The sequence below is a fragment of the Burkholderia metallica genome, assembly GCF_001718555.1.
GTDB classification, from domain to species: Bacteria; Pseudomonadota; Gammaproteobacteria; order Burkholderiales; family Burkholderiaceae; genus Burkholderia; species Burkholderia metallica.
On record NZ_CP013403.1, the window covers coordinates 208,917 to 234,066 of the forward strand.

Consider the following 25,150-nt stretch of genomic DNA (forward strand, 5'->3'; position numbering starts at 1 on the left):
TTCTTGCCGGCAGGATCGACGCCAGGAAACGGAGGGACGAACGGATGAAGCTGCGTCATGTGGTGGGTATCGGGTGCGTTGCCGTGTTGTCGGGTTGCGGCGGCGATCAGGGTTCGACGGATGCGAGCGTGCTCGCGCAGTGGCCGAACGCGCAAGGCAGCCAGAACGATCAGGGCAACCAGAACGACCAGGGCGATCAGAACGACCAGGGCGATCAGAACGAGCAGGGCGGGAACGGCGGCGCGGCCAGGCGATCGGTGCTGCGCAGCGTCGATCCGATGATCGGCACCGCGAATCTCGACATCAACGCGGACTGGAGCAGCGGCGTGCGCGGCCACGGCCACGTCTATCCGGGCGCGACCGTGCCGTTCGGGCTCGTGCAGCTCGGGCCGGACACGACCGGCGGCGCGCACACGCTGCCGTGGAACTGGGATCGCACGTCGGGCTACCAGTACGACGATCCGTTCATCACCGGCTTCACGCATACGCACCTGTCCGGTACCGGCATCGGCTCGGGCGGCGAAGTGCGGTTCCTGCCGACGCTCGCACCGGTCGATACGGCGACGCTGGCGAAGGTCGCGGCCGATGCGTCGATCACCTACGACGCGTCGTTCAGCCACGACGACGAAACCGCGAGCCCCGGCTACTACCGCGTGAAGATGGCGCCGGTCGGCCGCGGCAACACGCCGTGGAACGTGCAGGGCGCGAAGATCGTCGCGGAAATGACGGCCACCGCGCATGCGGGCGTGCATCGCTACACGTATTTCCCGAGCGCGGCCGCGCAGAAGCGCAGCATGATCGTCAGCATCGACAACCCGATCGGCGGCTCGACCGCGAGCGGCAAGATCCAGGTCGTCGATGCGCAGACGGTCGCCGGCTGGCAGTTCACGAACAACTGGGCGAACAACAAGCCGACGTATTTCGTCGCGCGTTTCTCGAAACCGTTCGATACGAAGCATGTCGCGTTCAGTGCCGACGGCTTCAAGGCATACCTGACGTTCGCCGACGGTGGCGAGGGCGGCGCGGTCACGGTGAAGGTCGGCATCTCGCCGTCGAGCATCGTGGACGCGCACGCCAATCTCGCCGCGGAAGTCGGCGCGAAGTCGTTCGATCAGGTGCGCGGGGCGGCGGAGCGCGATTGGAGCGCCGCGCTTGACCGGATCCGGATCAAGGGCGGCAGCGCCGACCAGCGGACGATGTTCTACACGTCGCTGTACCGCACGATGCTCGCGCCGACCGTCTACAACAACGCGGACGGCAGCTACGTCGGCACCGATTCGACCAACGACGGCACGACGTCGCCGCCGACCACGAGCAAGCATGCGAATCCGGGCTTCGACTATTCGTCGACGTTCTCGCTGTGGGACACGTTCCGCGCCGAGTCGCCGTTGATGACGCTGGTGCAGCCGGAGCGCGTCGACGGCTGGGTGAAGTCGCTCCTCACGCAGTTCAGGCAGAACGGCAAGGGCGAACTGCCGGTTTGGCCGCTCGCGCAGACGGAGACCTTCACGATGGCCGGCCACCCGTCGATCCCGTTGATCGCCGATGCGTACCTGAAGCACCTGACGAGCGCGAACGTCGACGACATCTGGACCGCGCTGACCGCCACGCAGCGCGCGAGCGCGCACGGTTTCGACCAGTATCGCCAGAGCGGCTACGTGTATGCGGGCGACAACGCATCGGTGTCGACGACGCAGGACTACGCGTTCGACGACTGGGCGACGGCCGCGGTCGGCAAGGCGGCGGGCAAGAGCACGGCCGACTACCGGCCGTACCTGCAGCGCAGCCAGAACTACCGGAACGTGTTCAACCCGACGTTGAACGACGGCTGGACGTTCTCGCAGCCGAAGGATTCGCAAGGCAACTGGACGGCGGGCTTCGACCCGACGGCGGCGGAGAAAACGGACTTCTCCGAATCGAATTCGTGGGTCGATACGTGGAACATCTTCCACGACTTCCCCGGCCTCGTTGCGTTGCTCGGCGGGAAAAACCGGTTCATCGCGCAGCTGGACCGCACGTTCGATTCGGCCAACCCGCTGACCTTCCTGGGGGGACAGGGTTTTCCGGACCTGACCGGGCGCAGCGGCCAGTTTTTCGCGGGCAACGAGCCGGCGAACCACCTGCCGTACCTGTACGACGTCGCGGGCATGCCGTCGAAGACGCAGGACCGCGTGCGCACGGTAATGGACGACATGTACTCGCTGACGCTGACGGCCGGCGATCGCGCGCTGCTGAGCGGCGACAGCCTGAAGGCCGCGCTCGCCGACCCGCGCCGCGTGCGCGATTCGGCGATTCCCGGTAACGACGACTGCGGGCAACTGTCGGCATGGTACGTGCTGTCCGCGCTCGGCATCTACTCGCTGAATCCGGTGGGCGGCGTGTTCTACCTCGGCACGCCGCTGTTCGAGGAAGCGACGATCGACATGCCGGTTGCGACGGCAGGCGGGGACGGAAACGCATTGAAGTTCGGCGCGACGCGGCGCTTCAAGGTGACCGCGCATACGGCCGGAGGCGGCGCGCCGTCGTCGGTGAATCGCTACGTCCAGTCGGTCAGCCTGAACGGCACGCCGCTGCATCGGCCCTACATCACGTACGACGAGATGAAGGCCGGCGGTACGCTCGACTTCGTGATGGGGGCGACGCCGAACGACGCATGGGTAGGGCCGTGGAACGGCCAGGATCCGAACAGCGCGCTCGCGCCGTCGCTGGCGTTGGCGGGCAAGTAGCGGCAACCCACGATAACCAACGACAACCGGCGGCAAGCATGGGCAGGCGTCGTCATGAAGGTCGATCTCGTCGGCGCGAACAAACCGCGGGCTCGCGGTTGGGCTGAACCAACTCGCCGGCTGGGTCGCGATGGAGGCGCCCGCGTTCGCAACCGGTTGTCTCGCGAGCCGCTGCGGGCTGGCGGCGCGTGGCGTGCGTGCCGCACGGCCTCGGGACAGCGATGGTCTATCCGAGCCGGATCGACGCCGTTTCCGCCGTGTCCGAACCCGGCTGGGGCGCGCGTTCGCTGAGGTGCGCTGAGCGTGTGCCGGTGCCGGCGCGATCGCGGCCAGGCGATCGGCACGCTGTCGGCGGGCCTGATGGCCGACCGCTTCGGCTTCGCCGCCGCGATTCTCGCGGTGGCGGCCGTGACGTTCGCGTCAGCGGGCGTCGGCGCGATTATGATGCGGGAACGCCACTGACAGGGTTCCCCGCTATGGACGCACCACTTCCGCCGATCGCCGCCCCGATTCCCGAAACGGAACCGGACCCGGAAACCGAAGCCGTTGCCGAGCCGCGCGCGTCGCGGCTGCATCGGCCGGTCGCGCTCGTCACCGGATCGACGTCGGGGATCGGCGCGGCCGTCGCGCGCCGCCTCGCGGCGGACGGCTACGCGGTGATCCTGCACTCGCGCAGCTCGGCCGACGTGGGGCGCGCGATGGCGCGCGAACTCGGCGCGGCCTACGTGCAGGCCGATCTCGCCGACGATGCCGAACGCGTGCGGCTGATCCGCGAAGCCGTCGCCGTGCACGGGCGCCTCGACGTGCTTGTCAACAACGCGGGCGTGAGCCGCGTGATTCCGCATGACGACCTTGCCGCGGCGACCCCCGAGGTATGGCGCGACATGCACGAGGTCAACGTGATCGCACCGTTCCGGCTCGTCGCCGAGGCGGAGGCCGCGCTACGGGAGGCCGCGTCGCACGGGCGGGCCGGTTGCGTCGTGAACGTCAGCTCGCATGCGGGTGTGCGGCCGAAGGGCGCGTCGATTCCGTATGCGGCGGCGAAAGCCGCGCTCAATCACACGACGCGGCTGCTCGCGCGCACGCTCGCGCCGGCGATTCGCGTCAATGCGGTGGCGCCGGGGCTCGTCGATACGCCGCTCACGGCCGACTGGACGGACGCGCAGCAGCGCTGGCGCGAGCACGCGCCGATGCGCCGCGCGGCGACGCCGGACGACATCGCGCAGACGGTCGCGATGCTCGTCGCATCCGATTACGTGACGGGCGAGATCGTGATGCTCGACGGGGGAATGAACCTGACTTGACGTGGAGAAGCGGAGAAGCAGCCACGCATCCGCGCGCAGTCGTCATGCGCACGATTGCCGCAGCCGCTTGCCCGCCGGCGTCTGCCGATCAGCCGAGGCTCGACCGCAGCCGCGCGAGTGCCTGATCGTGCGTGCGCTCGAATTTCAGCGGCGTGACGGCGACATACCCTTCGCCGAGCGCGACCGTCTCCGAATCCGCATCGTCATCGCGCGGCGCGCGGGCGAGCTTCAGCCAGTGATACTCGATGTCGCGCGGGTCGCGCCCCGACACGATCTCGACGCCTTGCAGCGTGCCGGCGCCCTGGTTCGTCACCTTCAATCCGCGCGCCTCGTCGGCGGGCCGCGGCGGGAAATTCACGTTCAGGCATGCATCGCTGTCCCAGCCGGCGGCGACGAGCCGGCGGATCACGTCCGGCGCAAGCGCGCGTGCCGTATCCCACGGCACCGCGTTGCGATCGGTGAACGCCTGGCTCAGCGCGATGGCCGGCACACCGACCAGCATGCTCGTCATCGCCGCGCCGACCGTGCCGGAAAACACCGTTTCGGTGCCGAGGTTCGCGCCGCGATTCACGCCGGACAGCACGATGTCGGGCCGCGCGCCTTTCATCAGATGGCTGGTCGCGATCGCGACGCAGTCGCCCGGCGTGCCGCGCACCGCGAAGCGGCGCTCGCCCTTGCGATGCACGCGCAGCGGTTCGTGCAGGCTCAGCGAATGCGACGTGCCGCTCTGGTCTTCCGCCGGCGCGACGATCCACACTTCGCGGGCCAGTTGCGTGGCGACCTGTTCGAGCACTTCAAGGCCGGGGGCGTCGATGCCGTCGTCGTTGGTGAGCAGCACTCGGTCGAACAGCGGGCGGGTTTCTTGCATCGGGATGATCCTCGCGGAGATGAGCGATGAGAGAGGTGCAGCGTGGCGCAAGTCACAAGGCTAGCACTCCCGCGTGCGCATCGTCGTGTCGCGCGGCCGGCGCGGACGTGAAAACGGGCGCATCGCGCGCCCGTTCGTCGTGGCCATCCCGCGTGCGCGGCGGGTCGGAACCGCTCAGCCGAGCAGGTAGCGCAACAGGCCGGCCGACACGACGCCGACGATGACGGTCGGCAGGATCGACAGGCGCGTGGCCGCGATCACCGTGATCGCGAGCGCGAGCAGGTCGGCCGGGCGCGTCGACACGAAGGCCGGCGCGATCACCGAGATCAGCACGCAGCCGGGCACGTTCTCCATCACCGACGCCATCCGCGGTCTCAGCGTGCGGTTGCGCAGCAGCACGTAGCCGAGGACGCGCGACAGATACGTCGTCGACGCCATCAGCACGATCGTCGCGACCGTGCTGAAATCCGGGAAATCAGGCATCGCGCGGCTCCCACAGCAGCGCGGCGATCAGCCCCGCGCACGCGCCGGCCGCGACGTACCACGCGCCGGGCACGGCCAGATGCGTGGCGGCGGCGACGACGAGGCTCACGAACCACGGGCGGCTCGCGCGCATCCCTTTCCACATCCCGCGCAGCAGCACCAGAAACACGGCGGTGAACGCCATGTCGAAGCCGTACTGCTCGACGTTGCCGATCGTCGGGCCGACCGCCGCGCCGAGCGTGGTCATCGAGATCCACGTCAGGTAGAGCCCCACGCAGATGCCCGCGTAATAGGGCACGCTGATGTGCGTGGCCGAGCGCACGCGGGCGTCGGCGAGCGACATCGCCCAGCTTTCGTCGCACATGAAGAACAGCGCGAAGAACGCGCGGCGGCGCGGCAGGCGGCGGATATACGGTTCGAATGCGGCGCCCATCAGGATGTGGCGCGAATTCACGAGGAACGACATCGCGACGATCAGCGCGATGTGCGGCGGCGACGACCACAGATGGATCGCCGCGAATTCGGAGCCGCCGCCGAAATTCATGCCGGTCATCATCGGCACTTCGAACAGGCTCAGTCCTTTCTGCGCGGCCTGCGCGCCCAGCACGAGCGCGAACGGCACGAAACCCAGCATGACGGGCAGCGCCGCGCGCAATCCGCGACCCATCTCGGCGACATAGGCGGGCTTGTCGCGAAGCCCTGACGACGTTGAAACGCTACTGCTCATTACTCCTCCTTCGGGGGAGGAATTGTCTGCTTTTTTGACTCGAATCGGGTTGCGTTGTGGCCAGATTTTTCTCAAAATTTGGCATTGAACTCGTGATACGCAAATTTTTTGGAATTGAATGCCAATGAAACTTGACGCCATCGACCGCCGGATCCTGAGCGCGCTCCAGCGCGACGGCCGCATGCAGAACGTGGAGCTCGCGCACGAGGTCGGGCTGTCGCCGTCGCCGTGCCTGCGGCGCGTGCGGCTCCTCGAGGAAGCCGGTGTGATCGAGAAATACGTGGCCGTGCTGAATCCCGCGAAAGTCGGCAAGGGGCTGACGATCTTCACGCGCGTGTGGCTGAAAGGGCAGGACGCGGAATCGGTGAACCGCTTCGCGGAGGCCGTCCAGCAGATGCCGGAAGTCGTCGAATGCCACCTGATGGCGGGCGACTGCGATTTCCTGCTGCGCGTCGTCGCGGCCGATATCGACGACTATCGGCGCTTCCAGATGGAAACCCTCACGCGCATTCCGGGCGTGCTGAGCGTGAAGACCGACATTCCGATGCAGAAGGTCAAGCTCACGTCGGCGCTGCCGACCTAGCGCCGAGCGGGTGCGACGCGATCACTCGACGAACGGTCACGGCTCGGTGACAATCGCTCGGTAATCTGGCGAGTCACGCCGCTTCGAACGTATTGCTCGCGCTACGGTGCGACGTTCGATGCGCAAGCAACTAACGGTCAATGTCGACGCGACCGGGCAGGCGCCGCGCACACCGAATCATGCGCCGGCGCGGATGCGTTCCTTCTTGTCGGGCCATTCATGCAGCCATTCAACAATCCGTGGAATTCGCTGGAAATCGTCAAGCTCGTGCTCGGCGTGCTGACGCCGTTGTCGGTCGCGTGCCTCGGCTGGCTCGTCGCGCGCCGGCTGAAGCGGCTCGAACTCGTGCAGTGGACCAACCAGCGGCTGATCGAGAAGCGGCTCGCGCTGTACGACGCGGTGGCGCCCCAACTCAATGCGCTGCTGTGCTTCTATACGTGGATCGGCTACTGGAAGGACATCTCGCCGGACGACGTGATCCGCGCAAAGCGCGAGCTCGATCGCACGTTTCACATCTATCGCTACCTGTTCGACGACGACGTGTACGACGCGTACCACACGTACATCCACGCGCTGTTCGACATGCACACGGGCCCGGGCCGCGATGCGCGGATCCGTTCGCTGATCCAGGCACCTGACGGCGACCGCAGCGTACACGGCTCGTATGAATGGAAGCCGGCGTGGTCCGATCGTTTCGCGACCGCGAATGTCGTGTCCAAGGAGGACGTGCTGCGGTATTACACGCAACTGATGGAACGGCTGCGCGTGGCGCTTGGCGCGACGCGCTGACCGCTCGGCATCGCGCGTCCTCCATGGCAGCGCCGCACGGTGACGCCGGCGAGCTTGATGGGCAGCCGGGAACTGCGCGTGGTGGCGGATACGCGCGATCGTGCCGACGATGCATGCGCGGGCGGGGATTAGGCGGGATGCGGGGCAGCCGGGCCGTCGGTCGCTCGCGTAACAGACGGCCGATTCAACCTTGTCCGGGCCTTGGTGCGACTCAGGCGAAAGAGATCACGAGTTTCTTGCCGCACGCGGCGGCATACTTGCGCAGCGTGTCGATCGATGGAGAGTGCCGGCCTGTCGCGAGCGCGCGTTCGAGCCGCGTGACGGCAGGCGCCTTCGTGCCCATGCGCTCCGCCACATCGGCTTGCGAAAGACCGGCGGCTCGCCGGGCGGCTAGCATTGCATCGAGCAGCGCGAATTCCTCGCGGTTCAGCCGGTCGTATTCGGCGCGTACCTTCGGATCGGACAACGCGCGCTCGCGCAGTGCCTTATAGGTTGCCACAACGAATCTCCTTCAATCGGCGGCGCGCGGTTTTCAGCTCTTTCTGCGGCGTTTTCTGCGTCTTCTTCGCGAAGCAGTGAAGCATGACGATCCGCCGGTTGACGACCGCACAGTAAAACACACGGGCGATACCTTCCTGGCCCTTCAAGCGCATTTCATACAGCCCGTCGCCGATCGGCCTGGTGTGAGGTTCGCCGAGATTCGGGCCGTACTGCTCCATACGGTCAGCGAGTGCGAAGAACCTGGCGGTCAGCGTCTTCGGCAACGCAAACACGCCTGCCTCGACTTGCTCGCTGAAGAAATGGATTTCATACGCGACGGTTCGCATAGTAACAAATTTGTTATTTCCTTGCAAGAAGGGGCGCCGTCGTGTCTGTCATGAGGGCGGCTCGTCGAATGCACGGAAGCACCGGAGAAACGTCTGGACGTTTCTCCGGTGCTTCGTTGCCGATGTGCGAGCCAGATTGTTTGCCGGTGGGCTGAATTCGACTAGTTGACCGAATGGATATCAGGCCTGCCGGTGTGCTTCGGGAGGTGGAGAGATCAGTTCCGTCCTGCCACCGCGAGTCGCGCCGCGAGTCCCACGAAGACCGTGCCGAGCAGGTATTGCGGCAGCTTCGACGGACGGCGGCGCGCGCCGATCCGCTGGCTCAGCCGGCTCGCGGAGAGAATCACCGCGCCGTTCACGACGAGCCCGATCAGGTTGAGCACCGTCGCGAGCACGAGAATCTGCACGGCGATCGAACCGTGCCCGGGGCGCACGAACTGCGGAAACAGCGCGAGCACGAACAGCGCCATCTTCGGGTTCAGCAGGTTCGTCGTCAGCCCCTGGCGGAAGATCGCCGCGGTCGAGTGGCGACGTTGCGACGCGACGGGCGACAGCGCGGTCGCGTCTGAACGAAACGTCTTCCACGCCAGATAGAGCAGATAGGCGGCGCCGGCGAAACGCACGATGTCGTATGCGATCGGCACCGCGAGAAAGAGCTGCGACAGCCCGAGCGCAGCGGCGAGCGCATGACAGTAGGTGCCTGCCTGAATGCCGGCGAGCGTCGCAAAGCCCGCGCGCCGGCCCTGGCTCACGCTGCGGGATGCGATCAGCAGCATGTCGGGGCCCGGCGTGGCCGTCAGCGCGAGACATGCGCCGGAGAACAACGCGAGCGTGGAGAAGTCGATCATGGGAATCCTTTTTTGCGTGGGCGGCGTAAAAAGATGCGCCACTTTAGGCATGCCGCCGCAGGTGGTCAACCGTGCTCGCGCCGGGATCCGGCCGATGGCCGACTCGCTTCCATCCTTTCGATAAAGCAGAAGCCGTTTCCCCGATTCGGGCATGTCGCGCGGCTGCACCAGCAATTAACAATTCCGTCACGAATTTTCGTACGTGATCTAAATACATGCGAAATGTCCGTCTGTAGCATTCGGCGCTTGAGTTACAGCTGGCAAGTGCCTTGCCGGCAAGGTCCGAATGTGTTCCATGTGGGTAGATCATATGCAAGTCACCGACCGCCGTCGGGCCGACATCGGTCGCGTCGAAGCGGCACGGTCACGCGAGGTCGGTTCGCGTTCGGTGTCGCGCGACCTCGGCGTGGTCCTGCGGGTTCGCCACGTAATGTGTGTGGCGCTGATCTGCGGTGGTGTCGCGAGTCTTTTCGAGTCGGTCCATGCACAAGTGCCGGATGCGGGGCGAGCGATGCGCGATATCGAGGCGCCGCGGCCGGATCTGCCGCCGGAAGCCGCGCCCGAACTGACGGTGGCGCCGTCGGATGAGGCTGCCGAGCGCGCGCCCGAGTCGGGGCCTCGCGTGCTCGTTCGCGCATTCGCGCTCGACGGTAATACCGTGTTCGGCAACGACGAGTTGCAGCCGCTCGTCGCCGATCTTGCGGGCAGCACGCTGGGTTTCGCCGACCTGCAACGCGCCGTCGCGCGCATCACTGCCTACTATCGTCGCCATGGCTACGTGCTGGCGCGTGCCTACCTGCCTCGCCAGGACATCGACGACGGCGTCGTGCGTATCGAAATCGCCGAAGGGCGCTACGGCGCAATCACGATCCAGAATCATTCGCGCGTGTTCGATGCCGCGCTGCGCCAGCCGCTCGCGGTGCTGCATCCGGGCGATGTCGTACGCGGGTCCGCTCTCGAGCGCAGCCTGTTGCTGCTCGACGACCTGGCCGGCGTCGCCGCGCGCGGCACGTTGCGTCCGGGCGATACGCCCGGCACTACCGATCTCGTCGTCGACGCCGACAAAGGGCCGCTCGCGTCCGGGGCGCTCGAATTCGACAACTTCGGTGACGTCGCGCTCGGGCGCTACCGTGTCGGCGGCAGCGTCGACGTCAATTCGCCGCTGCGGCTCGGCGATCGCCTGAGCCTGCGCGGGCTGCTCAGCAACGAACTGCAGCGCTACTACCGTGCCGCGTACCAGCTGCCGGTCGGCCCCGCGTCCACGCGAGTCGGCGTCGCGTATTCGTCGCTGCGCTACCGGCTCGGCGGAGCGTTCTCGGATCTCGATTCCAGCGGCCGGGCGAGCGTGCAGACCGCGTACGTGACGCAACCGCTCGTGCGCGCGCGAAACCTGAGCGTCACCGCGCAGGCCCAGTACGAAAACAAGAACCTGCGCGACGACTACGGGATATTTGATGTCCGGCGCGACAAGAACATCGGCCTGTGGACCTTCGGCGTCAGCGGCAACAGTCAGGACGGCTGGCTGGGCGGCGGCCGCAACGGGTTCTCGGTGATGTTCGGTGTCGGGCGGCTGCGCAGCAACGATCCGTTCGAAGCGGATGCGCTGAAAAAATCGATCGGCAGCTTCACGAAGCTGAACGTGAGCGCGCTGCGGGTGCAGGCGCTGGGGCGTCGGTTCGAGTTGTACACGCAATTCAGCGCGCAGCTCGCGTCGCGCAATCTCGACGAATCGGAGAAATTCAGTCTCGGCGGCCCGTACGGCGTGCGCGCGTACGCGCTCGGCGCTGGCAGCGGCGACCAAGGCTGGCAGGCCAGCGCGGAGTTGCGATATCTCGTCGCGCCGGGCTGGCAGGTCAGCACGTTCGTCGACGCCGGGCGCGTGCAGGCCGACAAGTTCCCGTGGTCGCGTGAGCGAAACATGCAGCACATGCAGGCCGGCGGTGTTGGTGCGAGCTGGTTCGGCGCGAAGCGCCAGGTGGCGCTGACGGCCGCGTGGCCGCTCGGCGCGGCGTTCGGCTCGCCGACCCGCGCGCCGAGCGTATGGGTTCAAGCCGCTCAGTATTTCTGAGCGTGCGTGATCGGTCCGTCCGGCAGGGCGGGTTTTATAAGGCAGATTGAAGAGGATACCAAAATGAACAAGGCCTATTCACTGGTGTGGAACGAAGCACAGGGTGGCTGGTGCGCGGTCGGGGAAACGGCGCGCCGTCGCGGCAAGTCGGGCGGCGGCAAGCGCCTGCTCGCGGCGGGCGTGTCGCTGCTGGGGCTGGCTGCTGCGTCGGGCGCATACGCGCTGCCGACGGGCAGCGAGATCATGTCGGGGCAGGCCGACATCGCGAAGTCGGCGGACAACAAGACGATGTCGATCAACCAGCATACGGACAAGCTGATCACGAACTGGCAGGACTTCAGCGTGGGTAGCGGCGAGCGGGTATCGTTCAAGCAGCCGACGAGCCAGTCGATTGCGCTGAACCGGGTGGTCGGCGCGAACGGCAGCCAGATTCACGGCCAGCTGGACGCGAACGGGCGGGTGTTCCTGGTGAACCCGAACGGCGTGATGTTCGGCGCGGGCGCGCAGGTGAACGTGGGCGGTCTGGTGGCGTCGACGCAGAACCTGTCGGATGCGGATTTCCTGGCGGGTCGCTACCGGTTCGCCGGAGCCTCGGGCCAGTCGGTGGAGAACGCCGGGACGATCGCGGCGGCGGACGGCGGCAGCGTGGCGCTGCTGGGCGCGCGGGTGTCGAACACGGGCGTGATCCGTGCGCAGATGGGGCGCGTGGCGCTGGGCGCGGGCAATGCGTTCAACGTGAACTTCGACGGCAACGGGCTGCTGAACCTGCAGGTCGAAGGCGGGGCGGTGGACGCGCAGGCGCACAACGGCGGGCTGCTGAAGGCGGACGGCGGGGAAGTGCTGATGACGGCGCGCGCGGCAGGCGATCTGCTGGGTTCGGTGGTCAGGAACAGCGGCACGATCGAGGCGAAGGGCCTGAGCAGCCGCGCGGGGAAGATCACGCTGGACGGCGGCGAGGTTCAGGTCGGCGGGAAGCTGGACGCGAGCGCGCAGGACGCCTCGACGGCAGGCGGCACGGTAACGACGCGCGGCGAGCGCGTGACGGTGTCGCGCGACGCGCAGGTGGATACGCGCGCGGCGTCGGGTCGCACGGGCCTGTGGACGATCGAGGCGGCCAACGCCGGAGTCGGCGGTAACGCCGCGATCGACGGCGAGACGCTGTCGCGCAACCTGGGCACGACGAACGTGGCGCTGACCAACACGTCGGGCGACCTGACGGTGGGCGACGCGGTGAACTGGGCGAGCGACAACGCGCTGGCGCTGACGTCGAAAAAGGGCAGCGTCGACCTGAAGCAGTCGCTGACGGCGAGCGGCGCGAACGCGGGCGTGACGATGAACGCGGCGCAACGCGTTCGCATCGGCAACAACGTGGCGCTGACCGGCGAAAACGCGAGCCTGGCGTTGAATTCGGGCAGCGGTCATACGCTGACGGACGATGCGGTAGTCACGCTGTCGGGTCGCAATGCGTCGTTCTCGGCGAACGGCGAAGCGTATCGCGTGATTCACGATCTCGCGGGGCTGCGCGGCGTCGATGCCAACATGAACGGCCGCTACGTGCTGGGTAACGCGATCGACGGCAAGGGGGCGCAATTCCGCAGCCTCGGCGGCGACAGTGCGTCGTTCAGCGGCGTGTTCGACGGTCTGGGCAATACCATCGGCAATCTGTCGGTCTCGAATCCCGGCAGTGCGGTCGTCGGGTTGTTTGCGGTCAACACCGGCCGCATCGCCAACCTCGGGCTCGACAAGATCACGGCGCGCACGCCGGCCGGGTACATGGCGTCGCCGGTCAGCGTCGGCGCATTGGCCGGCTACAACCTGGGCGACATCACCAACGTAAAGGCGAAAGACGTCCTGGTGAGCGGCAACGGCCGCGCGATCCTCGGTGGCCTGGTCGGCAGCAATATCAGCGGACGGATCGATCGCGCATCGGTTTCGGGCCGCGTCGAAGGCGGCAGGGACGCGCTGTACGTCGGCGGTCTGGTCGGAGAAAACCGCACGGCCCTCCTGCCGGATCTGGGCGACGCGACCATCAGCAACAGCCGCGCCGACGTCAAGGTCAGCAGCGAGTCGGCCGGTGATACGGGCGGCCTGGTCGGTGTCAACCGCGGCGTCATCACGGCGTCGACGGTCGCGGGTAGCGTCACCGCCCTGGCACGCGACGCGCGTGTCGGCGGCCTCGTCGGTTACAACGAAGGCGGGGTGATCAAGGCTGCTTCTTCGTCTGCGAGCGTGCGGGCCGGCCACGATGCGACGGCGGGCGGCCTCGTCGGCTACAACGCCGCGTTGATCGACGCATCCGACGCGACGGGCGACGTGACCGTGGGCGACAACGGGAAAGCGGGCGGCCTCGTCGGGGAAAATCGCGGCAAGATCGCCGCGTCGACGGCGGGCGGCAAGGTCGTTGCGGGTGCGTCGGGTTCGGTCGGCGGACTCGTCGGCGTCAATCGTGCGACGATCGTGGCGTCGACGGCGCGCGGCAGCGTTCAGGCCGGCAACGCCGCGATGGCGGGCGGTCTCGTGGGGTTGAACGAAGGCACGGTCCGCGCATCCACTGCGCTCGGCAACGTCTCCGCGGGCGCCGGCAGCCAGTTGGGCGGTCTCGTCGGCCGTAACGCGGACAAGGCCGAGATCCTCGCATCGGACGCACATGGCACGGTGGAAGGGCGCAACAATGTGAAGGCGGGCGGGCTCGTGGGCTCGAACATCGGCAAGGTGGACGGTTCGTCGGCCAGCGGTGCGGTCAAGGTCGGTGCGCAGAGCCAGGCAGGCGGTCTCGTCGGCGACAACAACGGCCTCGTGGCCGCTTCGTCGGCAGGCGGCACCGTATCGGCCGGCGACGACAGCATCGCAGGGGGGCTCGTCGGCTGGAATGGCGCCATCGGCAAGGTGGTGAGCGCCTACGCAAGCGGGGCCGTGAATGTCGCCGGCAGGGGCAGGGCAGGCGGCCTGGTCGGCCTCAACTGGGGCAGCGTGTCGTCGTCGGGCGCGTCGGGCGACGTCGTTGCCGGCGCGGGCAGCTACGTCGGCGGCCTGGTCGGCCACAACCACACGATTGCTTCGATCGATGCGTCCGACGCCGTCGGTTCGGCGAAGGGCGGCGATGGCAGTTCGGTTGGCGGCCTGGTCGGCAAAAACGACGGCAAGATCGCGTCGTCGTCATCGTCGGGCTCGGTGTCCGGCGGGCGCAATGCACGGCTGGGCGGCGTGGCAGGCGAAAACTTCGGCAACGTCGATCGTTCGAGCTCGCGCAGCCGTATTGCCTACACGGCCGGCTACGACCAGTGGTACGGTGGGCTGGTCGGCCTCAACTTCGGCTGGATGAGCGGCAATGGCGTGAGCGGAAACGCGGCGGCGGTGCCGCTCGCGGGCCTCAATTTCGGCGACATCCGGAACTGATCGGTCCCGTTCCGGGAGGCGTGGCGGGGTGCAGTGACGCCCGCCTCCCGGGCGCGTAGCGCTGTCGCGACTTTGGTCCGACGCCCGTTCGGCACAGGTGCCGTGCGGGTCGGCCGGCGGTGGCGGCACGCGCGCCATCGTCTGGTCGGCCTTCGTCGCAACGATGCTTTGCAAGGGTTCTTCACGTCGATCCGCGAAGCCCCCTTTCTTTTTGGTGGCGAGCCGGGTACGGCCGGAAAATCGGGGGACAGTCGGTATTCGGCGCCGTCGTTACGCATCAAGGTAGCCACGCGACCGGGCTATCCCTAAAAAACGCCAACTCATCGTGTTGCCTGAGCGGCTAACCCGCCGAACGCGCTGTCAACGCAATGCGAAACAAACGACTCATATTTCCTACGGCGAAGTTCGTTCAAGTCCGAAATTGTGAGGCCGTTCGATGTGACGTGTACGAAATGGTTCGTACGATGCGGACACCCCCGCAGGCCTTTGGCATGATCGGAATCCCCCTTCTTTCCAGGTGTTTTCCGAGGCGGTCACGGATGTCGGAACGATGTCGTTCCGGTCGCGTTCGCGATCGCCGCCGCGCGCCATGTCGCAGAGCCCGCTTCAATCCCTTCGTCGTTACCAGAGCATTTCGGTGTTCGGCGGCGGCATCGTCGTCACCATCCTTGTCCTGATCGCTTGCGGTCTCGGGATGGCGTCGATCATCTCGGGATATGTCGAAGGGGAGCGGCGCAACTACCTGAACGGCCTGGAGCAGACGCTGAACGAAATCCAGGTGAGCGAAACCTCGTTCCGCAACGGCGTCGCGAACGCGCAACTGATCTGGCAGGAGGCCAGCGCCGCGCCGGCGGCGGTCGTCGACACATTCTTCCTCGACGACCAGCGCGTCGCGACCCGTCCGCATCCGTCGCTCGTCATCGGCGTACCCGCGCAAACAGGCGATCGGGCCGAAGTCGCGCGCTATCTGTCGCTGTCGATGCTGTTGGCACGCATCTGCGCGGCCAGTTCGATCAATCGCGGGCGCACGCTCGAGGGCTACCACTACAGCACGCGCACCGGTTTGTTCGCGCTGGTACCCCATCGAAACCGCGACGATCCGGCGCTGGTTTCACCCGAAAGCCGCGCACGCGTGCTGGACGCGCTGCGCGTCGATTTCGAACGCCCGTATCCGGGCATCACCGACTCGCGCCCGCACGTGCGCTGGCTGGCGCCGTTCACCGATCCCGTGTCGGGGCAGCCGCGCATCCGGCTCGCGGCCGAGGCGCGCGACAACGGCAAGCCGTTCGCGGTGCTCGTCACCGAATATCCGCCCGATTACCTGCTGTCCTGGCTCGCCGACTATCGTCCCGAAGGCATGTTCTACATCACGACGGCCGACGGCCGGCTCGTCACGATGGATCCCGCGGCGCGCGAAACCGGTCGCGTGGAAAGCCTGTTGAAGCTGAACCCGTCGCGGGGCGGTGCGTCGGCGTTGGGGGCGCCTGTGTTCCGCGACGGCTTCCTGCTGTTTCACGGCAAGCTCGAATCGACGGGCTGGACGCTTGCGTATGCGCTGTCGTGGACCGACATCGCGGCCGGCGTCGCGCGCTCGGCCGGTACGCTCGGCGCCGCGACGCTGCTCGCGCTCGTCGTCATGTGGGGGTTGCTGCTGCGCTTTCATCGGCGAGAGTTCGTGCCGCTCTACGCGCACTCGCAACGCGTGTTCGACAGCGAAGCGCTGTGCCGCAGCGTGATCGAGATGGCGCCGATCGGGCTCGGCCTGATCGCGCGCGACGACGGGCGCTGCATGCTCGTGAGCCCTGCGCTGACGGACATGATCGGGCGGATCGGCGGCGACTATCACGCGCTGTCGAGCCAGGTGGTCGACGCCTGGCAGGCGCGCGGCGATGCAGGTGGCGAGCAGCACGGCGGCCTGCTGCTGGGCGACGTGCGAGCTGCGCCGCTGCACCTCGAATTCATTGCGTGCGGCGCACGCTATCAGGGCACGGACGTGCTGATCGTCGCGGTTGCCGACGTGACCGCCAAGCGGCAGCTCGTGCAGCAGCTGGAAGAGGCCGTGCGCGCGGCCGATTCGGCCAATGCCGCGAAATCGTCGTTCCTCGCGGCGATGAGCCATGAGATCCGTACGCCGCTGAACGTGATTCTCGGCAACCTCGAACTGCTCGAGCGCTCGGCGCTCGACGCGATCCAGCATGGCCGCGTTCACACGCTGCGCACGTCGGCGACGAGCCTGCTCGCGCTCGTCAGCGACATTCTCGATTTCTCGAAGATCGAGGCCGGCGCGATGTCGGTCGAATCGATCGCGTTCGACGTGACCGCGGTGCTCGAGCGCGAGCTGAACGCGTTCGCGACGATCGCGAAGGCGAAGGGGGTGCAGCTGTTCTGCGAGATCCATGCGAGCAGTACGCAACAGATGCGCGGCGATCCAACCCGGTTCGCGCAAGTGCTCCGCAACCTGCTGGGCAACGCGCTCAAGTTTACCGACGTCGGCCGCGTGACCGTGCGCGTCGCGGTCGTTGCCGACAGGCACGACGCACCGGAATTGTCGGTCGAGGTTGAGGACACCGGCATCGGCATCGCCGCTGAACATCGACGCAAGCTGTTCAATGCATTTTCGCAGGTCGATACATCGATCACCCGACGTTACGGCGGCACGGGGCTCGGGCTTGCGCTGTGCGACCGGCTCGTCACGGCGATGGGCGGCCGCATCGCCGTGGAGAGCAAGCTGGGCGTCGGCAGCCGGTTCAGCGTGCTTCTGCCGCTCGGCATGGACGTCGTCGCGCTCGACCGGCCGCGCGCGGCGCACGCCTACGCGCTGGCGCTGATCGCCGCGCATCCCGGGTGGCGCGATTTTGCGTTGCCGCATCTACAGGCATGGGGATTCGACGTCAGCGTGTACGACAGCCCGTCGAGTCTGCCGGCCGGCATGGCACGACGCGGCGCGGTCGTGCTGTTCGGCGATTCCGACACGTGGTCGCGAGCGGATCTGAACAGCCTGAGCGATTGCGCGCCGCTGATACTCGCGACACCCGATGGCCCGCTCGAACCGTATCGCGCGGGCGACACGGTACGCATATCGAGTTATTCGCTCGGCGGCTTGCGCGCCGCGCTGGCGCTCGGCGGCCAGATGGACGATGAAAGCGGGATCGATGCCGTATCGGGCGACGACCCGCGGCGTGACGATTCGCATGCTCGCGATTTGGCAACGGTCGCCGCATCGCGCGACGCGGCCGCGCACGGGAGTCGCACATTGCGCGTGCTCGTCGCAGACGACGAAACCATCAACGACTCGATTTTAAGCGAGCAACTGTACGCGCTCGGCTGCGCGGCAACCGAGGTCGGATCGGGGCGCGCGGCACTCGAATCGCTGGCCAGCGACGACTGGGACGTGCTGCTGATCGGCGACGACCTGCCCGACATGCGCGCGCAGCAACTGGCGGAAGCGGCACGTGGCGTCGATCCCGCGTGCGACGTGCTGGTCGTGACGTCGCATTTGACGCCCGAGGGCATGCACCGCTGCACGACAGCCGGTGTCCGACGCGTATTGACGAAACCCGTGACGCTCGGCCACCTGCGCGGCGCGCTTGCGCATGCGTGGCAGCGCCGTAACGCGACTTCGGCGAAGGAGCCGTGCGCGGCCATGTGCACATCGAGATCAACCAATCATGAAACAGCTTTGCATGACAAGTAACCGACAGCATCGTACGCTTCAACGCGTATCCAACATAACAAAGGCAGGGTGCCGACGCACGTTCACGTTGCGCGGCAGATTTCAAATCAATACTGGAGGGGAACATCGTGCGTCATGTAGGGAAGATATTCGCACTGTTGCTCGATTTCGCCGCACTTTCTGAGAAGTCTCGTCGGGAATTCCTGACGATGATGAACGAGTTTCTTCTCATGTCGCCGGTTCAGCGGCGCCGTACCCTGATCGAGTGGAAAAACAGGGTGGATGACAATACGCATGACCTACCAGGCGATTCGAGCCACCGATAGCGCGCCGTGCAGCGGCCCAGCCGAGCTGCGTGAGAGCGCGGCCGTCATCCCGTAACGGCTCCGAGCCGTCGTGATCTTCGGACAATCTGCACGGTGCGGCCGTGCGGACACGTCGTGTGCACGGCGAGCGCCGGCACATAGTCCGCCGTGCGGCCACGCGTTGATCGAAGGGTAAGCCGGGATTTATCTTAAAATTGAGGCATTATTTGTCCGGTGCGCCGAATATGGCTAGCCATCGACACGATGGCGCGAGCATGCTCCCGTCGCGGCGGGGACCGGATGCGTGACTGAAAGCCTCGGGGAAACAGGAACATGGACGAATTCTTTGTACGCGTGATGGTAGCCGACGATCATCCGGCGTCCGCGCTCGGTATCTCGCAGGCATTGCAGGGCAACAGCACGATCAAGCTCGTGGGCACCGTTTCGAATTCGACGGACCTGGTCGCGGCGCTCGACGCGCAGCAGAGCGACGTGCTCGTGCTCGACTACGTGATGCCGGGCGGCAAGTACGGCGACGGGCTCGTGCTGCTGTCGTTCCTGCAGCGCCGCTATCCCGCGCTGCATATCGTGACGATCACGATGATCGACAATCCGAGCGTGCTGCGCGCGATCCACAAGCAGGGCGTGAGTTGCATCCTCAGCAAGTCCGATGCGATCTCGCACCTGATCGGCGCCGTGCATGCCGCGTACGTCGGTGCGAACTACATGTCGCCGTATATCAAGCAACTCCTGCAGGACATCGAATCCGAGCCCGCCACTCGCGCGCTGACCACGCGCGAGATCGAGGTCGTCCGCTTGTTCGGCGCAGGCTACACGGTGGGGGAGATCGCCGCGCAGCTCCATCGCAGCAAGCAAACCATCAGTTCGCAGAAGTCGAGCGCAATGAAGAAACTCGGGATCGTCCGCGATGCGGATCTGATCCGCTATAACGACGAGCAGAATCTCTCCGGCGCGCCTGACGGCGATGCGTCGCCGTCGACGTGACGCGCGCGCGAGCCGGTTGCCGCTCTGGATCGGCTTCAGCGCGGACGCCGTCGAAGTGAGGCCCTACGTGTGGGTGGCGGCACGCCACGCCACGTGACTGCCCTGTTTGACAGGGAGGCGATGCGCCGGCATCGGCGAATGACGCGGCATGCCCGGCCACGAGCAACGAGATCGATACGACATGCCCGCAAAGCTCAAGAGACTTGTTTCGTACCCCGCCGTGGCCGGTCGCAAGCCATTCGAGCCAGGTCGCGTCCGGCGGCAGCAGCAGTTCCTGCTATATGCCAGCGGCGCGGCGATCTCGGTGTTCATTCTGGTGTGCGCGGCGCTCGTATTGTTGCTCGACGTGCAGGAGTCCCTCGAGCGCTTCCGGGTCGAGTTCACGCGGCGCAGGGCCGAACTCGTTGCCGAGGTGGAGATCATGAGGGCGCTCCGGAATCGCTACGTCGAGGACATGGAACTGCAATGGGCCAGCGTCGTTGAAAATCCGCGAAGCCTGCCCGGGGTACTCGCCGGCAGGCACGGCAAGCAGACGTTCATCGGGCGCAAGGGGCGAATTGCGATCGCCGCGTTCGCCGACATCCCGCCGGTCACATCAGCGAACAGTCACTTGGCTTACCTCGCGCGCTATCTCGAGCCGGTCGAGTTGACGGGCGTCCTGCCGCCGCCACAACCGGCCGATCCGGGCGGTACTTCCTATCTGATCGATCCGAACGGCGATTTCATCGTTGCGGCAGGGCGTCCGTTGGTGAAGCGAGCGCTTGCACTGCCAGGCGGTTTCGATGCGAGGGCCCTCGTCGAGCAATTGCGACCTATGACGAACGATACATCCGTATCGATGGCGCCCGTCGCTCGTCAAAACACGATTGCGCTCGAGCGGCGATTCGATCCGGTGCTCGGACGCTCCGTGCTGCGGATGGTGCAATGGGTACTTGGGGCGAACGGCAGGCCGGTCGTCTGGTTCGTCATCAACAGCCCGCCGCTGATCGAGGGGATACTGCGCTCGCCGGGCGCCGGCACGGAATATGCGCTCGTCGATTCCGGCGGACATCTCCTGCTCGGCCGACAACCCGACAGCACGATAGTGGCGCGCGCGCTCGAACATGTGCGCCACGACGATGGCGAGCGGGCGGCCGCACATCGCGTCGGCATGAACTTCGTCGTCAGCGACAGGGTACCGCGATCGGACGACGTGGTGATGGCGACCATCTCGTGGCGCGCCGTTTTGAATGACGTAGCGTTGCGCGCGAGCCTGACCGTCGCGCCCGCGCTCTTCGCGATCGCGCTGCTGTGGATCGCAATCGTGATGTTCGATCGGCGCGCACTGCGTCCGGCGAATCGGCGGGCGATTCGCCTGATCGAAAGCGAGGCGCTCAACCGGACGCTGATCCGTACGGCGCCGGCCGGGCTTGTGTTGCTGTCGTTCGCCGACGGCGAAACGATCATGCGCAACGACGCGCTGGTTGCTTACGAGCAGGACGTGTCGGGCGAGCCGCTCGGCAAGCGCTTGTGGCGCGCGTACCGGGACGGCGCGCTCGCCGGCCATGCGCGTACGCGCGTGACACGGGAGCTGGCCGTCGAGCGCGCGGGGCACGGCACCGTTTATCTCGACGCGCACATCGTGCGCACCCGGTATCGCGGGATCGACGTGCTGCTGTGCACGCTGCTCGACATCACGGCCCGCAAGCAGGCGGAGGAGAAGCTGCGCGAGGCGCGCGAGGCCGCCGAGTTCGCGAACAAGGCGAAGTCGACGTTCCTCGCGACGATGAGCCACGAGATCCGCACGCCGCTCAACGCGATCATCGGCAACCTGGAACTGATGGAGCGCGCGCAGATGGCGCCGCCGCTGCGGCGCCGGCTGGGGACGATCATGTCGTCGTCCGATGCGCTGCTGCGCGTGATCAACGACGTGCTCGACTTGTCGAAGGCCGAGTCGAACCAGATGGCGCTGGAAAGCATCCCGTTCGACCTGCGTCGAGTCGTGAACGACGTGGCGGCGATCTTCCGCCCGCTCGCGGATGCGAAGAACCTGGCGCTGACGTGCCGTATTGCACCGGATCTTGCCGACGGTTACGTGGGCGACTCGACCCGGCTGCGGCAACTGGTGTCGAACCTGGTCAGCAATGCGATCAAGTTTACGAAGCGCGGCGGCGTGACGATTGACGTGCGGCTTGCAAAGGCGAGCCCGGCCGGCCGTGGCGTCGAAATCGCGGTCAGCGATACGGGCATCGGCATTCCCGAAGACAGCCTGCCGACGCTGTTCGACGTCTATGTCCAGACCGATGCGTCGATCTACCGGCGCTTCGGCGGCACGGGGCTCGGGCTGCCGCTGTGTCGGCGCATCGTGACGCTGATGGGCGGCGCGTTGAAGGTCGACAGCCGTCTTGGCGAAGGCACGGTTTTCGTGGCTGCATTGCCGTTGCCCGAAGCGCCGTCCGGCTGGCGAGACGATGCGCCGGAACCCGGGACGTTCGTGGATGCCGCGCGCGGATACGACACGGAGATGGACGCCGAAGCAGGCGCGGAGTCCGACGATGAAGAACCGCTGCAAGTGCTCGTCGCCGAGGATCATCCGGCAAGCCGGGCGTTGCTGCGAGACCAGCTCGACGCGTTGGGCTACGACGCGACGATCGTCTCCAACGGCATCGAGGCGATGCGCGCCTTCTTCGAGCGACCGTACGACGTCGTGCTGACCGATCTCGGCATGCCTGAACTCGACGGCTTCGCGCTCGCGAACTTCCTGCGCGAGCAGGGTGCGCGGGTGCCCGTGATCGCGATGACTGCGCACGCGACCGACGAGGACCGCCGGCGCTGCGAACAGGCCGGCGCGGTGGAAGTCGTGCTCAAGCCGCTGTCGATCGAGACACTCGACGCTGCGTTGCGGCGGCATGCGGGACGCGATGCGACGTCGCCCGCAGCGGCGGCCGAGCGAATACCTGTCGCGCCCGCGATGACCGATGAGGTACGGCATCGGCTGCATGAGGCCACGCTGCATTCGCTCGCGGCGATCGGTGACGCGCTCGCGAGCGGCGACGTGGATACGTTGCGCATCGAACTGCATTCGATGCGCGGTGGTTTTGCGCTGGCGGGCGATGCCGATGCGCGTGACGCGTGCGCGCACGCCGAACACGCGATGCGGGACGGCGGCCCGGCAGCGTTGAAGCGCATCTGGCATTCGGTCGAGGATGCTGTTCGGCTGGCACTCGGACGGCTGTCGACGGGTGACGGGACGGGTTCGGATGGGGCGGAAAAATAATCCGGCGTATTGATCGTCGGATCGGGGCTCGCGGCCGTCGTATCCGGCATCGCTGTTTGAGCAGCACGACGCTCGCCGCGCAGACGCAAACGCAAACGCAAACGCAGACGCAAACGCAAACGCAAACGCAAACGCAAACGCAGACGCAAACGCAAACGCAAACGCAAACGCAAACGCAAACGCAAACGCAAACGCAAACGCGTTCCTACCTGTTCAAGCAAGGCTGAATCCCCGCGATAGCCGCGAGAAATGCCGAGGTGCGTGGCGGGGTTCTGCGTGAAGGATTGTCTTTCTGATCGACCACTGGCACATTGGAAACACGCATCGTTTTCGCCAGGATAACGGGCAATCGCCGCCTCGTTCCGGCGGGGTGTACTCCGAGTACGCGGACTGCGGCGAGCCCGCGCATCGGTAATACCCCGGCGCGCGAGGGGCGCGCCGGGGCATCGATTACTGATACATGATCGAGTACATGACCGACGTGTTCACCGTGCCCTGACCTGCGGCGCCGCCCGTCGCGACGTACTGCGCGTAGTACGGGAGTTCCGCCGCGCCGTTCGCCAGCGGGACGATCTTCGAGTTTTCGTCGGCCTTGCCGACCCCGATGTTGGTCGTGTCGCCGTTAAGCAGGCCGACTTCGACGTTTTTCGCCGTTCCCGATGCGTTGATCAGTTGACCGGTCGTCGAGTTGACCGTGGTACCCGGCTCGAAGTGCGTGTAAACATTGCCCGTCGCCGGCGAGCAGTTCTTCAGGCCGATCTTGAACGGCGTGCGGCCGGCCGTCGACCCACCCGAAGCGAGCGACGACGTCGACACCTTCGGCAGCGCGACGGTGAAGTCCTTGCCGCCGGTGCCGTTACCATCGATCGTGCAGGTCTGCGTGCCGATCTTGCCGTTGATCGTGATCGTGCCGTCCGCGGCGTGCGACACGGCCGGCAGTGCTGCCGCGGCAGCGATGGTGAGAGCGGCGATGCTGGAGAATGCGAGTTTCATATCAATTCCTCTAGTACTAGGAGATTTAAAAACGGACTCCGCCGTCGAGCCGTCCGTATGCCGTGACCGGCCGTACGGGCGACACCCGACTTCGTCCGTCAATGATCTTCCGATGCAATCCTGAAGGATTGCGAAACAGAAGCCTGCTTCAGCCATCGATCGAGCGATGACCGCCGTAGTGCACCGGCCGTTCGCGATTGCCTGACGACCGGTACGCTACCGAATCACTTACTGGTAGCTCATCGTGAACGTCGCGACACCCTTGACCGTTCCGCCAGACACCTGGCCGGTCGCGATGTATTGCGCGGACAGCGGAATGCTGGTCGTTGTCGCGGACGGCCCGACCAACCATTGGTTGGTATTGCCAGGCGCGATGGAATCCGGACCGTAACCGACGGGTTGTCCGTTTCTCAGGATGCGAAGCTTCACGCCTTTCGCCGACGAATCGGGCGTGAGGGTCAATTGATTGCCGGTATTGCTCTGATCGGTCAAATCGGTCAGCGTCACGTAAACTTTCGACCCAGATTTGCAGTTCAAACCGATATTGAATTCCTTATCCCCCGCTGTCATGCCAACAGCATTGAGTTTGCTTGCCGCGATGGGCTGTAATGGCACATTGACCGACGGCGTGGTGACCGTGCAAGTATTCGGCATGATGATCAGTTTTCCGGTTTTGTTGAACCAGTAGAACTGATACCTGACTCCGGAATGGGGGGCTCCCCGGCTTACTATACCTACGCTCCAAATGCCGGCGGGAAAGGTTGTTGGGAGCGATGCGTTATATATTTCGTCACTGAGCTTGATTAATTCGACTTTGACGCGAAATTGCCCATCAATCGGCTTGGTAGTCGGATTCGCGGGGGCCCAATCCTGTTGGGCACCGCCATACACCATCATGACCTCTCCAGTATCAAGATTGGTAAAGCGCAATCCTAGCGAGCGCGAAGTTGCAGAGTACGGAATGTAAACCACGCCAGGGATGTTGGATGGGGATCCGCGATCAACGAAATAGGTTTGATAGCCTCCGGGCGGGGTTGTGTTGGCTCCGCAGACATAATCCATTGGTTCCACCGTCGTTGTTGCCAAGACGGCACCGTTCGGTGTGTCATAGGAGACGTATACATTGCCGAAGGTGAAGATGCGTTGGTAATCGCTCGAGTTTCCGTTGCCGAAACGGCAAAGATTGGTTTGCGCCAGGCTGGGGTTCGAATTAAACCAGCTTGCAAAGAAAATAATGGAAATAAAAAGATATTTGAATCTCATGTTTTCATGTTCCATTTATCGTGATTTCGATTGAAT

Annotated in this window: 17 protein-coding genes and 1 pseudogene; 10 read left to right on the forward strand and 8 right to left on the reverse strand. The window is 65.8% G+C overall.

Annotation, left to right across the window (positions count from 1 at the left end):
* Nucleotides 1-44 precede the first annotated feature (44 nt).
* The 3 genes and pseudogenes from WJ16_RS20810 (at nt 45) to WJ16_RS20815 (ending at nt 4,030) form a co-directional block, all read left to right on the forward strand.
* Entirely contained in the window at nt 45-2,726 is a 2,682-nt protein-coding gene (locus tag WJ16_RS20810; RefSeq protein ID WP_069258996.1) for a GH92 family glycosyl hydrolase, read from the forward strand.
* Nucleotides 2,727-2,905: 179 nt separating this feature from the next.
* Nucleotides 2,906-3,188 (forward strand): annotated as a pseudogene (locus WJ16_RS34310) (MFS transporter); the annotation flags it as partial.
* A 14-nt stretch (nt 3,189-3,202) separates the two neighbouring features.
* Nucleotides 3,203-4,030 (forward strand): SDR family NAD(P)-dependent oxidoreductase, encoded by an 828-nt coding sequence (locus WJ16_RS20815; protein WP_069258997.1) that lies wholly within the window; start codon nt 3,203-3,205, stop codon nt 4,028-4,030.
* Between the two features lie 88 nt (nt 4,031-4,118).
* Here WJ16_RS20815 and surE read toward each other — a convergent pair whose 3' ends face one another.
* The 3 genes from surE to WJ16_RS20830 form a co-directional block, all read right to left on the reverse strand.
* Nucleotides 4,119-4,898 (reverse strand): 5'/3'-nucleotidase SurE, encoded by a 780-nt coding sequence (gene surE / locus WJ16_RS20820; RefSeq protein WP_069258998.1) that lies wholly within the window; start codon nt 4,896-4,898, stop codon nt 4,119-4,121.
* Nucleotides 4,899-5,072: 174 nt separating this feature from the next.
* Complete coding sequence (locus WJ16_RS20825) at nt 5,073-5,381, reverse strand: AzlD family protein (protein ID WP_069258999.1); 309 nt, start codon at nt 5,379-5,381, stop codon at nt 5,073-5,075.
* Nucleotides 5,374-6,108: an AzlC family ABC transporter permease gene (locus WJ16_RS20830; RefSeq protein WP_069259000.1), complete on the reverse strand. Its 735-nt coding sequence runs from the start codon at nt 6,106-6,108 to the stop codon at nt 5,374-5,376. Before WJ16_RS20830 ends, WJ16_RS20825 begins: the two co-directional genes overlap by 8 nt.
* A gap of 124 nt (nt 6,109-6,232) precedes the next feature.
* Here WJ16_RS20830 and WJ16_RS20835 point away from each other — a divergent pair, with 124 nt between their 5' ends.
* The gene (locus WJ16_RS20835; RefSeq protein ID WP_012365188.1) at nt 6,233-6,691 is read left to right on the forward strand and encodes an Lrp/AsnC family transcriptional regulator; all 459 of its coding nucleotides are present in this window, start codon (nt 6,233-6,235) and stop codon (nt 6,689-6,691) included.
* A 219-nt stretch (nt 6,692-6,910) separates the two neighbouring features.
* Entirely contained in the window at nt 6,911-7,480 is a 570-nt protein-coding gene (locus WJ16_RS20840; protein ID WP_069259001.1) for a hypothetical protein, read from the forward strand.
* Nucleotides 7,481-7,691: 211 nt separating this feature from the next.
* Here the strand turns inward: WJ16_RS20840 and WJ16_RS20845 are convergent, their stop codons facing one another.
* The 3 genes from WJ16_RS20845 to WJ16_RS20855 form a co-directional block, all read right to left on the reverse strand.
* The gene (locus tag WJ16_RS20845; protein WP_012365189.1) at nt 7,692-7,979 is read right to left on the reverse strand and encodes a helix-turn-helix domain-containing protein; all 288 of its coding nucleotides are present in this window, start codon (nt 7,977-7,979) and stop codon (nt 7,692-7,694) included.
* Entirely contained in the window at nt 7,966-8,307 is a 342-nt protein-coding gene (locus tag WJ16_RS20850; RefSeq protein ID WP_069259002.1) for a type II toxin-antitoxin system RelE/ParE family toxin, read from the reverse strand. Before WJ16_RS20850 ends, WJ16_RS20845 begins: the two co-directional genes overlap by 14 nt.
* Before the next feature lie 215 nt (nt 8,308-8,522).
* The gene (locus tag WJ16_RS20855) at nt 8,523-9,155 is read right to left on the reverse strand and encodes a LysE family translocator (RefSeq protein ID WP_012365191.1); all 633 of its coding nucleotides are present in this window, start codon (nt 9,153-9,155) and stop codon (nt 8,523-8,525) included.
* Nucleotides 9,156-9,666: 511 nt separating this feature from the next.
* Between WJ16_RS20855 and WJ16_RS20860 the strand changes: the two genes are divergently transcribed.
* The 5 genes from WJ16_RS20860 (at nt 9,667) to WJ16_RS20880 (ending at nt 22,858) form a co-directional block, all read left to right on the forward strand.
* Nucleotides 9,667-11,223 (forward strand): ShlB/FhaC/HecB family hemolysin secretion/activation protein, encoded by a 1,557-nt coding sequence (locus WJ16_RS20860; RefSeq protein ID WP_418219869.1) that lies wholly within the window; start codon nt 9,667-9,669, stop codon nt 11,221-11,223.
* Nucleotides 11,224-11,286: 63 nt separating this feature from the next.
* The gene (locus WJ16_RS20865; RefSeq protein WP_069259003.1) at nt 11,287-14,619 is read left to right on the forward strand and encodes a two-partner secretion domain-containing protein; all 3,333 of its coding nucleotides are present in this window, start codon (nt 11,287-11,289) and stop codon (nt 14,617-14,619) included.
* Nucleotides 14,620-15,208: 589 nt separating this feature from the next.
* Nucleotides 15,209-18,313 carry an ATP-binding protein gene (locus tag WJ16_RS20870; RefSeq protein WP_069261062.1) on the forward strand — a complete coding sequence of 1,035 codons (3,105 nt, stop codon included), beginning with the start codon at nt 15,209-15,211 and terminating at the stop codon, nt 18,311-18,313.
* 617 nt (nt 18,314-18,930) lie between these two features.
* On the forward strand, nt 18,931-19,602 hold the full coding sequence (locus WJ16_RS20875) for a response regulator (protein ID WP_069259004.1): 672 nt from the start codon (nt 18,931-18,933) through the stop codon (nt 19,600-19,602).
* 181 nt (nt 19,603-19,783) lie between these two features.
* Nucleotides 19,784-22,858 carry an ATP-binding protein gene (locus WJ16_RS20880; protein WP_069259005.1) on the forward strand — a complete coding sequence of 1,025 codons (3,075 nt, stop codon included), beginning with the start codon at nt 19,784-19,786 and terminating at the stop codon, nt 22,856-22,858.
* 450 nt (nt 22,859-23,308) lie between these two features.
* On the opposite strand, the gene WJ16_RS20890 is transcribed toward WJ16_RS20880, so the two are convergent.
* Together WJ16_RS20890 and WJ16_RS34315 are read right to left on the reverse strand one after the other, a co-directional pair.
* Nucleotides 23,309-23,851 carry a fimbrial protein gene (locus tag WJ16_RS20890; RefSeq protein ID WP_069259007.1) on the reverse strand — a complete coding sequence of 181 codons (543 nt, stop codon included), beginning with the start codon at nt 23,849-23,851 and terminating at the stop codon, nt 23,309-23,311.
* A 228-nt stretch (nt 23,852-24,079) separates the two neighbouring features.
* Complete coding sequence (locus WJ16_RS34315; protein WP_167375391.1) at nt 24,080-25,114, reverse strand: fimbrial protein; 1,035 nt, start codon at nt 25,112-25,114, stop codon at nt 24,080-24,082.
* Nucleotides 25,115-25,150: the final 36 nt, after the last annotated feature.

Excerpts from the sequence above, each read along its gene's own strand:
- WJ16_RS20850 (WP_069259002.1), bottom strand. The coding sequence starts at position 8,307 with ATGCGAACCGTCGCGTATGAAATCCATTTCTTCAGCGAGCAAGTCGAG.
- WJ16_RS20880 (WP_069259005.1), top strand. The coding sequence starts at position 19,784 with ATGCCCGCAAAGCTCAAGAGACTTGTTTCGTACCCCGCCGTGGCCGGT.
- WJ16_RS20870 (WP_069261062.1), top strand. The coding sequence starts at position 15,209 with ATGTCGCAGAGCCCGCTTCAATCCCTTCGTCGTTACCAGAGCATTTCG.
- WJ16_RS20840 (WP_069259001.1), top strand. The coding sequence starts at position 6,911 with ATGCAGCCATTCAACAATCCGTGGAATTCGCTGGAAATCGTCAAGCTC.
- WJ16_RS20835 (WP_012365188.1), top strand. The coding sequence starts at position 6,233 with ATGAAACTTGACGCCATCGACCGCCGGATCCTGAGCGCGCTCCAGCGC.
- WJ16_RS20865 (WP_069259003.1), top strand. The coding sequence starts at position 11,287 with ATGAACAAGGCCTATTCACTGGTGTGGAACGAAGCACAGGGTGGCTGG.
- WJ16_RS20825 (WP_069258999.1), bottom strand. The coding sequence starts at position 5,381 with ATGCCTGATTTCCCGGATTTCAGCACGGTCGCGACGATCGTGCTGATG.
- WJ16_RS20810 (WP_069258996.1), top strand. The coding sequence starts at position 45 with ATGAAGCTGCGTCATGTGGTGGGTATCGGGTGCGTTGCCGTGTTGTCG.
- WJ16_RS20860 (WP_418219869.1), top strand. The coding sequence starts at position 9,667 with ATGCGCGATATCGAGGCGCCGCGGCCGGATCTGCCGCCGGAAGCCGCG.
- WJ16_RS34315 (WP_167375391.1), bottom strand. The coding sequence starts at position 25,114 with ATGAGATTCAAATATCTTTTTATTTCCATTATTTTCTTTGCAAGCTGG.
- WJ16_RS20815 (WP_069258997.1), top strand. The coding sequence starts at position 3,203 with ATGGACGCACCACTTCCGCCGATCGCCGCCCCGATTCCCGAAACGGAA.
- WJ16_RS20875 (WP_069259004.1), top strand. The coding sequence starts at position 18,931 with ATGGACGAATTCTTTGTACGCGTGATGGTAGCCGACGATCATCCGGCG.
- WJ16_RS20855 (WP_012365191.1), bottom strand. The coding sequence starts at position 9,155 with ATGATCGACTTCTCCACGCTCGCGTTGTTCTCCGGCGCATGTCTCGCG.
- surE (WP_069258998.1), bottom strand. The coding sequence starts at position 4,898 with ATGCAAGAAACCCGCCCGCTGTTCGACCGAGTGCTGCTCACCAACGAC.
- WJ16_RS20890 (WP_069259007.1), bottom strand. The coding sequence starts at position 23,851 with ATGAAACTCGCATTCTCCAGCATCGCCGCTCTCACCATCGCTGCCGCG.
- WJ16_RS20830 (WP_069259000.1), bottom strand. The coding sequence starts at position 6,108 with ATGAGCAGTAGCGTTTCAACGTCGTCAGGGCTTCGCGACAAGCCCGCC.